At 66.4% G+C, this 13,754-nt stretch carries 14 protein-coding genes; 10 read left to right on the top strand and 4 right to left on the bottom strand.

Annotated features, from left to right (window positions below):
- Positions 1-73 precede the first annotated feature (73 nt).
- Positions 74-1,015: a CysB family HTH-type transcriptional regulator gene (locus tag KB879_RS27210; RefSeq protein WP_211980196.1), complete on the bottom strand. Its 942-nt coding sequence runs from the start codon at positions 1,013-1,015 to the stop codon at positions 74-76.
- A gap of 165 nt (positions 1,016-1,180) precedes the next feature.
- On the opposite strand from KB879_RS27210, the gene KB879_RS27205 reads away from it, so the two are divergent.
- From KB879_RS27205 to cobA, 7 genes are read left to right on the top strand one after another with little or no spacing between them, the layout of a single operon-like run.
- Positions 1,181-1,954, top strand: coding sequence for a sulfite exporter TauE/SafE family protein (locus KB879_RS27205; protein ID WP_013957833.1), 774 nt, complete (start codon positions 1,181-1,183; stop codon positions 1,952-1,954).
- Positions 1,955-1,982: 28 nt separating this feature from the next.
- The gene (locus tag KB879_RS27200) at positions 1,983-3,665 is read left to right on the top strand and encodes a nitrite/sulfite reductase (RefSeq protein ID WP_013957832.1); all 1,683 of its coding nucleotides are present in this window, start codon (positions 1,983-1,985) and stop codon (positions 3,663-3,665) included.
- 16 nt (positions 3,666-3,681) lie between these two features.
- Entirely contained in the window at positions 3,682-4,263 is a 582-nt protein-coding gene (locus tag KB879_RS27195; protein ID WP_153953769.1) for a DUF934 domain-containing protein, read from the top strand.
- A complete protein-coding gene (locus tag KB879_RS27190; protein ID WP_211980195.1) occupies positions 4,260-5,063 on the top strand; it encodes a phosphoadenylyl-sulfate reductase in 804 nt (267 codons plus the stop codon). Before KB879_RS27195 ends, KB879_RS27190 begins: the two co-directional genes overlap by 4 nt.
- A gap of 11 nt (positions 5,064-5,074) precedes the next feature.
- On the top strand, positions 5,075-6,040 hold the full coding sequence (cysD, locus tag KB879_RS27185; RefSeq protein ID WP_013957829.1) for a sulfate adenylyltransferase subunit CysD: 966 nt from the start codon (positions 5,075-5,077) through the stop codon (positions 6,038-6,040).
- Positions 6,041-6,066: 26 nt separating this feature from the next.
- Positions 6,067-7,371 (top strand): sulfate adenylyltransferase subunit 1, encoded by a 1,305-nt coding sequence (locus KB879_RS27180; protein ID WP_013957828.1) that lies wholly within the window; start codon positions 6,067-6,069, stop codon positions 7,369-7,371.
- 27 nt (positions 7,372-7,398) lie between these two features.
- Positions 7,399-8,199, top strand: coding sequence for a uroporphyrinogen-III C-methyltransferase (cobA, locus tag KB879_RS27175; protein WP_013957827.1), 801 nt, complete (start codon positions 7,399-7,401; stop codon positions 8,197-8,199).
- An 81-nt stretch (positions 8,200-8,280) separates the two neighbouring features.
- Here cobA and KB879_RS27170 read toward each other — a convergent pair whose 3' ends face one another.
- Genes KB879_RS27170 through lptF form a run of 3 tightly spaced genes read right to left on the bottom strand, consistent with a single transcriptional unit; the run spans position 8,281 to position 10,977 of the window.
- On the bottom strand, positions 8,281-8,673 hold the full coding sequence (locus KB879_RS27170) for a sirohydrochlorin chelatase (protein ID WP_013957826.1): 393 nt from the start codon (positions 8,671-8,673) through the stop codon (positions 8,281-8,283).
- A gap of 13 nt (positions 8,674-8,686) precedes the next feature.
- The gene (gene lptG / locus KB879_RS27165) at positions 8,687-9,853 is read right to left on the bottom strand and encodes an LPS export ABC transporter permease LptG (protein ID WP_211980194.1); all 1,167 of its coding nucleotides are present in this window, start codon (positions 9,851-9,853) and stop codon (positions 8,687-8,689) included.
- On the bottom strand, positions 9,850-10,977 hold the full coding sequence (gene lptF / locus KB879_RS27160) for an LPS export ABC transporter permease LptF (protein WP_013957824.1): 1,128 nt from the start codon (positions 10,975-10,977) through the stop codon (positions 9,850-9,852). Before lptF ends, lptG begins: the two co-directional genes overlap by 4 nt.
- Positions 10,978-11,164: 187 nt before the next feature.
- On the opposite strand from lptF, the gene KB879_RS27155 reads away from it, so the two are divergent.
- The 3 genes from KB879_RS27155 to KB879_RS27145 are packed head-to-tail and all read left to right on the top strand — an operon-like array spanning position 11,165 to position 13,657.
- Positions 11,165-12,703, top strand: coding sequence for a leucyl aminopeptidase (locus KB879_RS27155; RefSeq protein ID WP_211980193.1), 1,539 nt, complete (start codon positions 11,165-11,167; stop codon positions 12,701-12,703).
- Positions 12,704-12,740: 37 nt separating this feature from the next.
- Entirely contained in the window at positions 12,741-13,175 is a 435-nt protein-coding gene (locus KB879_RS27150) for a DNA polymerase III subunit chi (RefSeq protein WP_211980192.1), read from the top strand.
- Positions 13,172-13,657: a hypothetical protein gene (locus KB879_RS27145; protein WP_211980191.1), complete on the top strand. Its 486-nt coding sequence runs from the start codon at positions 13,172-13,174 to the stop codon at positions 13,655-13,657. Before KB879_RS27150 ends, KB879_RS27145 begins: the two co-directional genes overlap by 4 nt.
- Positions 13,658-13,754: the final 97 nt, after the last annotated feature.

The following is a 13,754-nucleotide window of genomic DNA, read 5'->3' as shown; positions in this document are numbered from 1 at the left end:
AGGGCTTGATGGGCAGCAGATGCATGGTTGGGTTTGCTTCTTATATAGAGAGAGGCGGCGGTGGGGGCCGACCTCAGAGTTCGTAGGCTTCGTGTTCGCCGGACATGGCCTGCTCAACCAGCTTGCGGTTGAGCGTCGGCGAGAACAGCTCGATGAAGGTGTAGACAAAGCTGCGCAGGTAGGCACCCTGTTTGACGGCCAGGTGCGTCACGTTGCTGCCGAACAGGTGGCCGGCCGGGATGCCGCGCAGGTTGCGGTCGCGCTCGGCATCATAGGCGACGCCGGCGACGATGCCCACGCCCAGCCCGATCTCGACATACGTCTTGATCACGTCCGCGTCGATCGCCTCCAGTACGATGTCCGGCTCCAGGTGGCGCAGCGCGAAGGCCTTGTCGATCTTGGTCCGACCGGCAAAGTTGGCATCGTAGGTGATCAGCGGGTAGCCCATCAGGTCTTCCAGCGCCAGGTGCTTCTTGTCCAGCAGCGGATGCTCGGGTGGCGTAATCACCATATGGGTCCACTGGTAGCCCGGCAGCGACACCAGGTTCTTGTCGGCGGAGATGCCTTCGGTCGCGATGCCGATATCGGCCTGGTCGTGCAGCAGCATGTCGGCGATCTGCGCCGGGTTGCCCTGCTGGATCGACAGCCGCACCTTGGGGTAGCGCTTGGTGAACTCGCTGATCACCCGTGGCAGGGCGTAGCGCGCCTGGGTGTGGGTGGTGGCGATGGTGAAGTTGCCCTGGTCCTGTGCCGCATAGTCCATGCCGACGCGCTTCAGGCTTTCCACTTCCTGCAGGATCTTCTCGACCGAGCTCAGGATGCGGCGGCCCGGCTCGGTCAGGCTGCGGATGCGCTTGCCGTGGCGGGTAAAGATATCCACGCCCAGCTCTTCTTCCAGTTCGATGATGGCCTTGGACACGCCGGGTTGTGACGTGTAGAGCGCTTTTGCGGCCTCAGTCAGGTTGTAGTTCTGCCGGACGGCCTCACGCACGAAGCGAAACTGGTGCAGGTTCATATATCTGGGTTCGTATAAACAAACAACTTCTTATTAGTTTGAGGTATGAGGCCAGTTTATTACGATTCTCGAACTTTGTTAATTAATGGCCAGCCCTCCGTGCGTCTTCTCGCAGCAGCCACTTTGTGATGCGAGATCCACGGGCCAGGCCCCACCGAGTCCCCCATGTCTGTTGCCTATACCGTTTCCGGTCTGTTTGTAGGCGTCCTCGTCGGTCTGACCGGGGTGGGTGGGGGCTCGTTGATGACGCCGCTGCTGACGCTGCTGTTCGGCTTCTCGCCGGCCACTGCGGTCGGCACTGACCTGGCCTTCGCGGCCATCACCAAGGGCTTCGGCACCATCGCGCACCGCGCCCACGGCCATGTGCAGTGGCAGGTGGTGCGGCGCCTGTGCATCGGCAGCCTGCCGGCGGCAGTGGCCGCCATCCTGGTGCTGAAGAGCGCCGGCGAGCTCAACGCCCAGTGGCTGCATGCGATCCGCCTGACCATCGGCGTGTCGGTGCTGCTGACCGTATTGTCGCTGCTGTTCCGCAAGCAGATGCTGGCCTGGCTGGAACGCAATCCGCGCTTCCAGCTGCACGGCCGCGCCCAGGTCATTGCCACCATCGCCGTCGGCGCCGTGATCGGCGTGCTGGTGACGGTGTCGTCGATCGGCGCCGGCGCCGTTGGCGCCACGCTGATCCTGCTGCTGTACCCCCATATGAAGCCGGCTGAAGTGGCCGGCACCGACATTGCCTACGCCGTCCCGCTGACGGCGCTTGCCGGGCTGGGCCATGTGTGGCTTGGCACGGTCGACTGGAATTTGCTGCTGGCGCTGCTGGTGGGTTCGATCCCCGGCATCTGGCTGGGCGCGCAACTGTCGCGGGCGCTGCCCGAACGGCTGGTGCGTGCCGCACTGGCGACCACGCTGACGCTGGTCGCCATCAAGCTCGTTTCCTGAATTCAACGAATACTGAACGGACCCCGCCATGTATCAGTACGACCAATATGACCAGCGCATCGTCGCCGAGCGCGTCGCCCAGTTCCGTGACCAGGTGCGCCGCCGCCTGTCCGACGAGCTGACCGAGGAAGAATTCCTGCCGCTGCGCCTGCAGAACGGCCTGTACATGCAGCGCCATGCCTACATGCTGCGCGTGGCGATTCCGTACGGCCTGCTGTCGTCGAAGCAGATGCGCAAGTTGGGCCATATCGCGCGCGAGTACGACCGCGGCTATGGCCACTTCTCCACGCGCCAGAACATCCAGTACAACTGGATGGAACTGGAGCGCGTGCCTGACGTGCTGGCCGAGCTGGCCAGCGTCGAGATGCACGCCATCCAGACCTCGGGCAACTGCGTGCGCAACATCACCACCGACCACTTCGCCGGCGTGGCGCCGGACGAGTCGGTGGACCCGCGCGTGCTGGCCGAGCTGCTGCGCCAGTGGAGCACCTTCCAGCCGGAATTCGCCTTCCTGCCGCGCAAATTCAAGATCGCCATCTCGGCCTCGGCCAATGACCGCGCCGTGGTGCAGATGCACGATATCGGCATCTACGCCTACAAGAACGCCGAAGGCGAAACGCGCCTGCGCATCCTGGCCGGCGGCGGCCTGGGCCGCACGCCGATCCTGGGCACGATCATCAAGGACGACCTGCCGTGGCAGCACATGCTGTCCTACGTTGAGTCGGCCATCCGCGTGTACAACCGCTATGGCCGCCGCGACAACAAGTACAAGGCGCGCATCAAGATCCTGGTGAAGGCCATCGGCGCGGACAAGTTCGCGCAGGAAGTCGAGGAAGAGTGGCAGCACAGCAAGGACGGCCCGGCCACGCTGACGCAGGCCGAGTTCGACCGCGTGGCGCAGTACTTCACGCCGCCCGCCTATGAAAAGCTTGCCGACACCGACGCTTCGTACGAGAACCATCTGCTGGAAGACAAGGCCTTTGCGCGCTGGGTCAGCCGCAACGTGCACGGCCACAAGGTGCCGGGCTACGCCGCGGTGACGCTGTCGACCAAGCCGGGCGTGGCCTCGCCCCCGGGGGACGCCACCGACGCGCAGATCGAAGCCGTGGCCGACCTGGCTGACCAGTTCGGCTTCGGCGAGCTGCGCGTGGCGCACGAGCAGAACCTGATCCTGCCGGACGTGAAGAAGCAGGACCTGTACGCGCTGTGGCAACTGGCCAAGAAGGCCGGCCTCGCCACCCCGAATATCGGCCTGCTGACCGATATCATCGCCTGCCCGGGCGGCGATTTCTGCTCGCTGGCCAACGCCAAGTCGATCCCCATCGCGCAGGCGATCCAGGACCGCTTCGACGACCTCGACTACGTCTATGACCTGGGCGAGATCTCGCTGAACATTTCGGGCTGCATCAACGCCTGCGGCCACCACCACGTCGGCAATATCGGCGTGCTGGGCGTCGACAAGGATGGTTCGGAGTGGTACCAGGTCACGCTGGGCGGCGCCCAGGGCAACCAGACAGCGCTGGGCAAGGTGATCGGCCCGTCGTTCAGCGCCGAGGAAATGCCCGAGGTGGTGAGCCGCATCATCGACACCTTCGTGGCCAACCGCATCGAAGACGAACGCTTTATCGAAACCCTGTCCCGCATCGGCATCGCCCCGTTCAAGGAGCGCGTTTATGCCGACAAGCAGCCGCGCGAGCGCGCTGAAGCCTGAGGACCGGAGACTGAACATGGCAAAGATCATTCAACTGCAACAGGACGGCGCTACCGTCGCCCCCGTCATCGTCGATGACGCCTGGACCGTGCTGCGCGGCACCGCCGAGCAGCCGCTGACCGACGAGCAGATCGCCGCGGCCGTGCAAAGCCAGGACGCGGTGCTGTTCCCGCTGTCGGTGTTCAAGGCCAACGAAGCGCTGCTGGCCGGCCGCGATGCGGCCCGCACCGGCGTGTGGCTGGCCCCGGAAGACGAGCCGGGCGATGCCGAGGCATACTTCGCGCGCGTGGCGCTGGTGGCGGTGGACTTCCCGGTGTTCCGCGATGGCCGCGGCTTTTCCACGGCCTACCTGCTGCGCACCCGCTACCACTGGAAGGGCCAGCTGCGCGCCATCGGCGACGTGCTGCGCGACCAGCTCAACTTCATGAAGCGCTGCGGCTTCGACGCCTTCGCGGTACGCGCCGACAAGAACATCGACGACGCCGTCAAGGGCTTCACCGAGTTCACCGTGACCTACCAGGCTTCGGTGGATGAGCCGCTGCCGCTGTTCCGCCGCGCGCGGGCAGAGGTTGGCGCGCAACCGAAGGAAGCGGCATGAGCACGGTGCTGAGCGACATCGCCGTGGTCGACGCCGGTGCGGCGTCGGCGCTGCGTCCGCCCGCGCTGTGGGTTGCGCCGGAATACACCGGCAGCATCGCCGCGCTGGAGCAGAAGGAGCGCGAGCTGGGCGAGCGCCTGGCGGGCATCGCGGCACGCTTCTTTCGCGCGCGCTTTGCCTCGAGCCTGGCGGCCGAGGACATGGTGCTGACCGACGCGATCCTGCGCGGCACCGAAGCCGTGCGCGCCGGCATCCGCGTGTTCACGCTGCAGACCGGGCGCCTGCACGCCGAGACGCTGGCGGTGCTTGACAAGGTGCAGTCGCACTACGGCTACAGCATCGAGCAGTTCACGCCGGACGCCGAGGCCGTCGAGAACTACCTGAAGAAGAATGGCCTGAACGGCTTCTACGACAGCATCGACCTGCGCAAGGAATGCTGCGGCATCCGCAAGGTCGAGCCGCTCAACCGCGCGCTGTCGCACGCCGACGCCTGGATGACCGGCCAGCGCCGCGAGCAGGCCGTGACGCGCGCCGAGCTGCCGTTCGAGGAAATGGACGAGGCCCGCGGCATCCCCAAATTCAACCCGCTGGCGGACTGGAGCGAGGCCGAAGTGTGGGCCTACCTGAGGCGCCACAACGTGCCCATCAACGACCTGCACGCCAAGGGCTACCCGAGCATCGGCTGCGAGCCGTGTACGCGTGCCGTGCGCGCGGGCGAGGATGTCCGTGCGGGACGTTGGTGGTGGGAGAGCAAGGACTCGAAAGAGTGCGGGCTCCACGAACAGAACATCAAGCATTGAGGCCGGACGAAATGGGCATCATGAACGACATCGCAGAAGCCACCAGCAGCGTGGCGCACCTGTTGCAGGTACAGAACGACCATCTCGACCGGCTCGAAGCCGAGTCGATCTACATCATCCGCGAGGTGGTGGCCGAGTGCCGCAACCCGGCGCTGCTGTTCTCGGGCGGCAAGGACTCGATCGTGATGCTGCACCTGGCGCTGAAGGCCTTCCGCCTGGGCGACCGCAAGATCGAGCTGCCGTTCCCGCTGGTGCATATCGACACCGGCCACAACTATCCGGAAGTGATCGCCTTCCGCGACCAGCGCGTGGCTGAGCTGGGCGCGCGCCTGGTGGTGGGCCATGTCGAGGACTCGATCAAGCGCGGAACCGTGCGCCTGCGCAAGGAAACCGATTCGCGCAACGCGGCCCAGGCCGTGACGCTGCTGGAAACCATCGGCGAGCACCAGTTCGACGCGCTGATGGGCGGCGCACGCCGCGACGAAGAGAAGGCCCGCGCGAAGGAGCGCATCTTCTCGTTCCGCGACGAGTTCGGCCAGTGGGACCCCAAGGCCCAGCGCCCCGAGCTGTGGAGCCTGTACAACGCCCGCATGGCGCAGGGCGAGCAGATGCGCGTGTTCCCGATCTCGAACTGGACCGAGCTGGACGTGTGGCAGTACATCGCCCGCGAAAAGCTGGCGCTGCCGCCGATCTACTATTCGCACCAGCGCGAAGTGGTGCGCAAGAACGGCCTGCTGGTGCCGGTCACGCCGATCACGCCCAAGCAGGACGGCGACGTCAGCGAAGTGCTGTCGGTGCGCTTCCGTACCGTCGGCGACATCAGTTGCACCTGCCCGGTGGCCAGCGTTGCCGATTCGCCGGAAGCGATCATCGCCGAGACTGCGGTGACCGAGATCACCGAGCGCGGCGCCACCCGCATGGACGACCAGACCAGCGAAGCCTCGATGGAACGCCGGAAGAAAGAAGGCTACTTCTGATCCCGGACGCAGCAAAGGAATTCAACATGACTCACCAAGCAACTCATCAAGGCCTGCTGCGCTTCATCACCGCCGGCTCCGTCGACGACGGCAAGAGCACGCTGATCGGCCGCCTGCTGTATGACAGCAAGGCCGTGCTGTCCGATCAGCTAACCGCGCTGGCCAACGCCAAGAACAAGCGCACCGCCGGCGAGCAGATCGACTTCTCGCTGCTGACCGACGGCCTGGAAGCCGAGCGCGAGCAGGGCATCACCATCGACGTGGCTTACCGCTACTTCTCGACCGCGCGCCGCAAGTTCATCATCGCGGATACCCCGGGCCACGAGCAGTACACCCGCAACATGGTCACCGGCGCCTCGACCGCGGACGCGGCCATCGTGCTGGTCGATGCCACCCGCGTCACCGTCACCAACGGCCGCGCCGAGCTGCTGGCGCAGACCAAGCGCCACTCGGCGATCCTGAAGCTGCTTGAGATCCGGCACGTGATCGTCGCCATCAACAAGATGGACCTGGTCGACTACAGCGAACAGCGCTTCAACGAGATCCGCACCGCCTACACCGAACTGGCCGAGCAACTGGGCCTGAAGGACGTGCGCTACGTGCCGGTGTCGGCGCTGCGCGGCGACAACATCGTGCACGAGAGCGATGCCATGGCCTGGTACCAGGGCGAGCCGCTGCTGCCGCTGCTGGAAGAACTGCCGGTGGAAGAGGCCGCGCCCGAGGATGACGCCGCGCTGCGCTTCCCGGTGCAGCTGGTGATCCGCCAGGACGGTTCGCAGTCGGACGACTTCCGCGGCTATGCCGGCCGCATCGAAGCCGGCACCGTGCGCGTGGGCCAGAAGCTGCGCGTGCTGCCCGCCAACCGCGAGGCCGTGGTGGCCGAAGTGCTGACGCCCAACGGCGCCGCCGAATCCGCCAATGTCGGCGACACGGTCACCGTGCGCCTGTCCGAGGACGTCGATGTATCACGCGGTGACATGTTCGTCGCCGCCGATGCCGCCACCGCGCCGGCCAAGAAGCTGCAAGCCGACCTGTGCTGGTTCGACGACGAATCGCTGAACCCGGCGCGCAAGTACGTGCTCAAGCACACCACGGCCAGCGTGTTCGCGCGCGTGTCGGCGGTGGACCGCGTGCTGGACGTGCATACGCTGTCGCACGAGACCGGCCGCCACGATATCCGCCTGAACGACATCGGTTCGGTGCAGATCTCGCTGCAGAAGCCGATCGTGTGCGATGCCTATGGCGACAACCCGGCAACGGGCGCCTTCGTGCTGATCGACGAAGCGACCAACCACACGGTGGCCGCGGGCATGATCCGTGCGTTCTCCTGATCGGTAACGACAGGAAAGGGACCGGAGATGAACAAGCAGGCGCAGAAGACTTACGGCAAGGTGTTCCTCATCGGGGCAGGCCCCGGTGCGGCAGACCTCATTACGGTGCGTGGTGCACGGCTTTTGGGCGAAGCCCAGGTGGTGCTGCATGATGCACTGGTGTCGCCGGAGATGCTGGCCTGGTGTCCGCAGGCCGAGCTGGTAGAGGTGGGCAAGCGCTGCGGTCAGCGTTCCACCGCGCAGCTGTTCATCAACCGCCAGATCGTCGACCTGGCCAGCAAGTACGAGCGCGTGGTGCGCCTGAAGGGCGGCGACCCGATGCTGTTCGGCCGCGCCGACGAGGAACTGCAGGCGCTGGAAGCCGCCGGCATCGAGTATGAAGTGGTGCCGGGCATCACGGCGGCGCTGGCGGCCGCTTCGGCGATCGGCAAGCCGCTGACCAAGCGGGGTGTGTCGCGCAGCGTGGCCTTTGCCACGCAGGCGAAGGCTGCGGATGGTGACGGCTCGGCCGATATCGAAGCCGCGGTCAAGGCCGATACGCTGGTCTACTACATGGGCCGCGACCAGGCGGCGTCGATTGCCGCGCAGCTGATCGCGCATGGCAAGCCGGCGTCCACGCCGGCGTGGGTGGTGGAAGCCGCCAGCACGCCGCGGCAGCGTAGTCGTGAGTTCACGTTGGGCCGGATGGCAGCGGGCGAGGCCGCGGCCTGGATCGATCCGGTGCAGCCGAGCCTGCTGATGATCGGGGCGGCGCTGGCTGCGCGGGCTACCGAAACGCCGCGCGAAGGCGTGGACGATACCGTCGTGCAGGCGCCGCGCGCTGCCTGACCGCGCTCCGCGCCACTAGAAAAAAAGCCCTGTACCGGCATGCCGGTACAGGGCTTTTGTCATCGGGGACCACGTTTCTGCTCAGGGCTGGCCGCTTGCCGGCATTGAGGCAACGCAGTACGCCGCCATCGCATCCAGCACCGCATCGGCCTCGCCTGCTGCCGTCGCGCAATGGATACGCAGCCCGGGATGCGTTTGCCGGCATTGGTCGAGCAAGGCCGGCAGGTCGCGCCGCAGGTGGCCGCCCTGGCCCAGGAACACCGGCACCACGGTGGCGTCGGACACGCCGCGCGCTGCCAGGTCGGCGAGCGCGTCGGGCAGCGCGGGCGTCATCAGTTCCAGGAACGCCAGCCGCACCTCGCACCCGGGCAGGGCAGCGGCCACCTTCTGCTGCAGGCGGTCGAACGGCTCGCGCCAGCGTGCATCGCGCGCGCCATGCGCAAACAGGACCAAGGCCCGGGTGGGTGCGGTCATGGCAGCCTGCTCCTCAGTGCCGATCCACCCACCGCAGCGCCAGCAGCGCCACCATCAGGTAGAGCGTGCCTGGCACCAGCGCTGAGATAATCGGCGGCCACGTATGCAGCAGCCCCACGTGCGAGAACAGCGTGTTCGACAAGTGGAACGACAGCCCCAGCATGATGCCCCCGAACACCTTCACGCCGACAGCGCCGGCACGCGCGTGCAGGTAGGCGAAGGGCAGGGCCAGCGCCACCATCACAAACAGCGTCAGCGGGTAGATCACCTTCTTCCAGAAGGCGATCTCATAGCGCTGCGTATCCTGCTTGTTGTCGCGCAGGTGGCGGATATAGCGGAACAGGTCCAGCGTCGACATCCGCTCCGGCGTCACCAGCAGCACCGACAGGATCTGCGGCGTCAGCTCGGAATGCATGGTCACGCGCGGGAACTTGATCTGCTCGGCGCGGAAGTCCGGGGCCAGCGCATCGCGTGCCGGCTTCGCCCCCTGTGCCGCGGGCGCCAGCTCGATGAAGCGGGTCTCGTTGACGCCCTGCAGTTCCCACAACTGGCCACCCTGGTAGCGCCCCTCCTCCGCCACGCGGATCACGCGCAGGCGGTATTGCGGGTCGAACTCGTACATGGTGATGCCGGTGATGGTCTGGTCCGGCCGCAACCCCGCCACGTTGACGAAGCGGGTGATCTCGCCGCCGCCGGTGGCGGCATCCTTGTCGCGGTCCTTGACCCAGACGCCCGAACGGAAGCCCGCCGACACGGTTGCGCCGATTGCCTCGAGCTTAATCTTCTGCGCGTACTGCTCGGCGCGGGGGCCGATGAACTCGCCGAAGATAAAGGTCACGATGGCCAGCGGCACCGCCAGCTTGAACAGCGAGAACAGCGCCTGGCGCGTGTTCAGGCCGGCTACGCGGAAGATGGTGTACTCGGACTGGCTGGCCAGCTGCGAGAACACGTAGATCGCGCTGATCAGTACGGCGATCGGCAGCACCTCATACACCCGCGTGGGCGCCTGCAGCAGGACGTGGAACAGCGCGATCAGCGAGGTGTACTGGTTGGTGACGCTCTCCAGCTCGTTGAGCATGTCGAAGAACACGAACAGCGACAGCACCGCGAACAGGATAAAGGCGAACACACCATAGACCAGCCGGCCGAAGTAGCGTTCATAAACACGCAGGATCCTCATGCCCGGCCTCCGGTGGCCGCGGCATCGCGCCTGCGCAGGCCGAACACGGCGCGCCAGCCGCCCAGGCTGCGGTTCTGGCGGTAGCGGAACAGCAGTAGCGCCCCCACGAACACCACCAGGTGGATCGGCCACCACGCCAGCCAGAACGGGATCGCACCCGAGCGCACCCAGGACTGCGACAGGTTGATCAGGTTGCTGTAGGTCAGGTAGATCAGCACCGCGAACACCAGCGGCGTGTAGCGGCCCAGGCGCGGGTTCACGTAGGCCAGCGGGATCGCGATCATGACGAAGTTGAAGGCCAGGATCGGCAGCGAGATGCGCCATACCAGCTCGCCCAGGTTTTCACGCGTGGGGTTGCGGATCAGGTCGATGGTGTCGCGGCTCTTGGGCGGCTGGTCGGCCTCGGACTCGGGCGGCTTGTTGTCCACCTTGACCGCATAGCGTCCAAATTCAACGATGCGGTAGTCGATCTGGCCGGGCGTGCCCGAGTAGCGGCGGCCGTTTTCCATCACCACCAGGCGGTCGCCGTTGGGCATGGTCTCGAACTTGCCCTGGTGCGCCAGCGCCACGCCGATCTTGTCGGCCTCGGAGTTGGCGACAAAGACATTGCGCGCATACTTCATGTCGGCATCCATGCCCTCGATGAACAGCACGTAGTTGGCCTTGGCCGGCTCGATAAAGCGCCCCGCGGCAATCATCGACATCACGCCGCGCTGCTCGAAGCGGTCGCGGAACAGCGCGCTCTGCTGGTTGGCCCAGGGCCAGGCAAACATGCCCAGCAGCAGCGCCAGCACGACGAAGGGTGCGGCGAACTGCAGCACCGGCTTGACCAGGTCGCGCAGCGAGATGCCGGCCGAGAACCACACCACCATCTCCGAGTCCTTGTACCAGCGCGTCAGCACGATCAGGGTGGAGATGAAGAGCGTGGCCGACAGCAGGATCGACAGGTAGCCGATGGTGGCCAGGCCGATCAGCATCAGCACGTCGTTGGGGCTGGCCTTGCCGTTGGCGGCCATCCCCAGGATGCGGATCACGAGCGATGTGAGCATGAAGGTCAGCATCACCAGGAACACCGCCCCGGCGGTGTAGGCAAGCTCGCGTCGCAGGGCTTGTTGAAGGATCATGCGGGTTCGGTTCCGGGCTGCCGGCCGGAGCGGGCGATGTGCCGTGCGAGGTGCCTGGCAGAACAGCTGGCTGGTAGCACTACAAGCTGTCAGCGTGGCCGGGGCGTATCAGCGGCGGCAGGTCGCGGGATAAAAATCGCGGATAATGGAGGCTTTCGTGTCTAACGAGCCCCTGGAAGGAAGCGCGATGGAATTTAGCACAAAAGCCTTGGATTGGAGCAAAGCCGGCCAAAATGGTTTCCTGGCGACCAAGACCGACTGCCTGGTGGTCGGCCTGTTCGAAGGCCAGAACCTGGCCGGAGTGGCCAAGGCACTGGATGTGGCCACCAAGGGCTTGGTGGGGCGGCTGGTCAAGCAGGGCGACTTCGAGGGCAAGCGCGGCACCCAGCTGATGCTGCATGAGGTGGCCGGCGTGGGCGCCGCGCGCGTGCTGCTGGTGGGCCTGGGCAAGGAAGCCGATTTCAGCGACAAGGCCTTTGCCGACGCGGTCCGCACCGCTGTGCGTGCCTTGTCGTCCACGCGTGCCGCCTCGGCCCTGTGGTGCCTGGCGCAACAGGCGCCGCAGCAGCGCGATGTCGCCTGGGGCGTGATTACCACCATCACGCTGGTGCGCGAAGCCGGCTATCGCCTGCTGGAGCGCCATCCGGGCCTGAAGCGCGCCAATGCCAACGGCAAGCCCAACGGCAACGACAAGTCGTCGCTGCGCAAGGTCGTGATCGCGGTCGACAGCGGCGATGCCCGCGCCGCCACCCAGGCCGTGGTGCGCGGCACCGCCATCGCCAATGGCATGGAGCTGACGCGCGACCTGGGCAACCTGCCGTCCAATATCTGCACGCCGACCTACCTGGCCAATACCGCCCGCGGCATTGCCAAGCGCCACAAGCTCAAGGCCGAGGTGCTGGGCCGCAAGCAGATCGAGGCCCTGAACATGGGGGCCTTCCTGGCCGTGACCAAGGGCAGCGAAGAGCCGCCGCAGTTCATCGTGCTGCGCTACGACGGCGCCGGTGCCAAGCAGGCCCCGGTGGTGCTGGTGGGCAAGGGCATCACCTTCGATACCGGCGGCATCTCGCTCAAGCCGGGCGAGGGCATGGACGAGATGAAGTACGACATGTGCGGCGCCGCCTCGGTGCTGGGCACGATCCAGGCCGTGGCCGAGATGGGCCTGAAGCTCAACGTCATCGCCGTGGTGCCGACCTGCGAGAACATGCCCAGCGGCATCGCCACCAAGCCGGGCGACGTGGTCACCAGCATGTCCGGCCAGACCATCGAGATCCTGAACACCGACGCCGAAGGCCGCCTGATCCTGTGCGACGCGCTGACCTACGTAGAGCGCTTCAAGCCGGTCGCGGTGATCGACGTGGCCACGCTGACGGGTGCCTGCATCATCGCGCTCGGCCATGTCAACAGCGGCCTGTACGCGCGCTCCGACGCGCTTGCCGATGCCCTGCTGCAAGCCGGCCGCCGCGCCATGGACACCGCCTGGCGCATGCCGCTGGACGACGAGTACCAGGACCAGCTCAAGTCCAACTTTGCCGACATGGGCAATATCGGCGGCCGCCCGGCCGGCAGCGTGACGGCGGCGTGCTTCCTGTCGCGCTTTGCCGAGAAGTACGACTGGGCCCACCTGGACATCGCCGGCACCGCCTGGAAGAGCGGCGCGGCCAAGGGGGCCACCGGCCGCCCGGTGCCGCTGCTGGCGCAGTTCCTGATGGACCGCGCGGCCTGATGGCAGCGGCGGCAGGCAACAGAGGCAGCAAGGGTTCATGACGCGCATCGATTTCCACAGCAACGTGCCGGACGTGCTCGGCTATGTCTGCCGGCTGGTCCGCAAGGCCTACGGCGCCGGGCAGAAGGTGGTGATCCACGGGGCGCCGGCGCAGCTGGCGGACCTGGATGCGCGCCTGTGGACCTTCTCCGCGCTGGACTTCCTGCCGCATTGCGGGCTGGAAAGCGCCAATGCGGCGGTCACGCCGATCCTGCTGGCCGCCACCACCGAAGGCGTGCCGCACCACCAGCTGCTGATCAACCTGGCCGACCAGGCCCCGGCGCAGTTTGCCAGCTTTGAACGCCTGATCGAGGTGGTGGGCGCGGGCGAGGCCGCGCGCGAGGCCGGCCGCCAGCGCTACCGTTTCTACCGCGAACGCGGCTATCCGCTGACGCACCACGACATCGGCCAGCCCAAGGGAGACGCCGCATGAGCGAACGCACCACCTCGCGGGTGATCCCGCGGCTCGATCCGAACGACAGCATCCCGCTGCTGACCGAGGTGTTCGAACTGCCGGATGCAGGGACAGCAGCGCCAGCTGCCGCTGCGCAGGAGGGCGTGATCGATACCTTCGGCATGGCCGATTCGGGCCTGGTCATGCATGTCGGCGATACCGGCGACGCCGTGGCGGACGAGGGCGCCGCGCCGGCATCGGCGATGCCAGCCGATACCGGCGCCCCGGGCGAGGACGACCTGCGCGCCGTGCGCACCGAGTTGCTGACGCGCGTGATGATGCGCTTTCGCACCGAATGGCCGCAGGTCGTGGCGGCCCATACCGAAGCCACGCTGCAGTCGCGGCTGGCGCCGCTGACAGCGCAACTGGCCAGCGAGCTGACGCAGTCGCTGGAGGCGCGGCTGGTGGAATGGCTGGATGCGACGTTGGAGGAGATCGAGAAGACGCCGGGGGCGGATTAACGGCGGCTGAAGGGTTGGAGCAAACCGGCGGGGCTCGACAGACGTCGGCAAACAAAAAGCCTGCGATTGTTCGCAGGCTTTTTTGCATCAGCGCGGC

The organism is Cupriavidus sp. KK10, assembly GCF_018223725.1.
GTDB lineage: Bacteria > Pseudomonadota > Gammaproteobacteria > Burkholderiales > Burkholderiaceae > Cupriavidus > Cupriavidus necator.
This window is presented reverse-complemented; position numbering and strand designations above follow the sequence as displayed.

Excerpts from the sequence above, each read along its gene's own strand:
- KB879_RS27210 (WP_211980196.1), bottom strand. The coding sequence starts at position 1,015 with ATGAACCTGCACCAGTTTCGCTTCGTGCGTGAGGCCGTCCGGCAGAAC.
- KB879_RS27205 (WP_013957833.1), top strand. The coding sequence starts at position 1,181 with ATGTCTGTTGCCTATACCGTTTCCGGTCTGTTTGTAGGCGTCCTCGTC.
- KB879_RS27200 (WP_013957832.1), top strand. The coding sequence starts at position 1,983 with ATGTATCAGTACGACCAATATGACCAGCGCATCGTCGCCGAGCGCGTC.
- KB879_RS27195 (WP_153953769.1), top strand. The coding sequence starts at position 3,682 with ATGGCAAAGATCATTCAACTGCAACAGGACGGCGCTACCGTCGCCCCC.
- KB879_RS27190 (WP_211980195.1), top strand. The coding sequence starts at position 4,260 with ATGAGCACGGTGCTGAGCGACATCGCCGTGGTCGACGCCGGTGCGGCG.
- cysD (WP_013957829.1), top strand. The coding sequence starts at position 5,075 with ATGGGCATCATGAACGACATCGCAGAAGCCACCAGCAGCGTGGCGCAC.
- KB879_RS27180 (WP_013957828.1), top strand. The coding sequence starts at position 6,067 with ATGACTCACCAAGCAACTCATCAAGGCCTGCTGCGCTTCATCACCGCC.
- cobA (WP_013957827.1), top strand. The coding sequence starts at position 7,399 with ATGAACAAGCAGGCGCAGAAGACTTACGGCAAGGTGTTCCTCATCGGG.
- KB879_RS27170 (WP_013957826.1), bottom strand. The coding sequence starts at position 8,673 with ATGACCGCACCCACCCGGGCCTTGGTCCTGTTTGCGCATGGCGCGCGC.
- lptG (WP_211980194.1), bottom strand. The coding sequence starts at position 9,853 with ATGAGGATCCTGCGTGTTTATGAACGCTACTTCGGCCGGCTGGTCTAT.
- lptF (WP_013957824.1), bottom strand. The coding sequence starts at position 10,977 with ATGATCCTTCAACAAGCCCTGCGACGCGAGCTTGCCTACACCGCCGGG.
- KB879_RS27155 (WP_211980193.1), top strand. The coding sequence starts at position 11,165 with ATGGAATTTAGCACAAAAGCCTTGGATTGGAGCAAAGCCGGCCAAAAT.
- KB879_RS27150 (WP_211980192.1), top strand. The coding sequence starts at position 12,741 with ATGACGCGCATCGATTTCCACAGCAACGTGCCGGACGTGCTCGGCTAT.
- KB879_RS27145 (WP_211980191.1), top strand. The coding sequence starts at position 13,172 with ATGAGCGAACGCACCACCTCGCGGGTGATCCCGCGGCTCGATCCGAAC.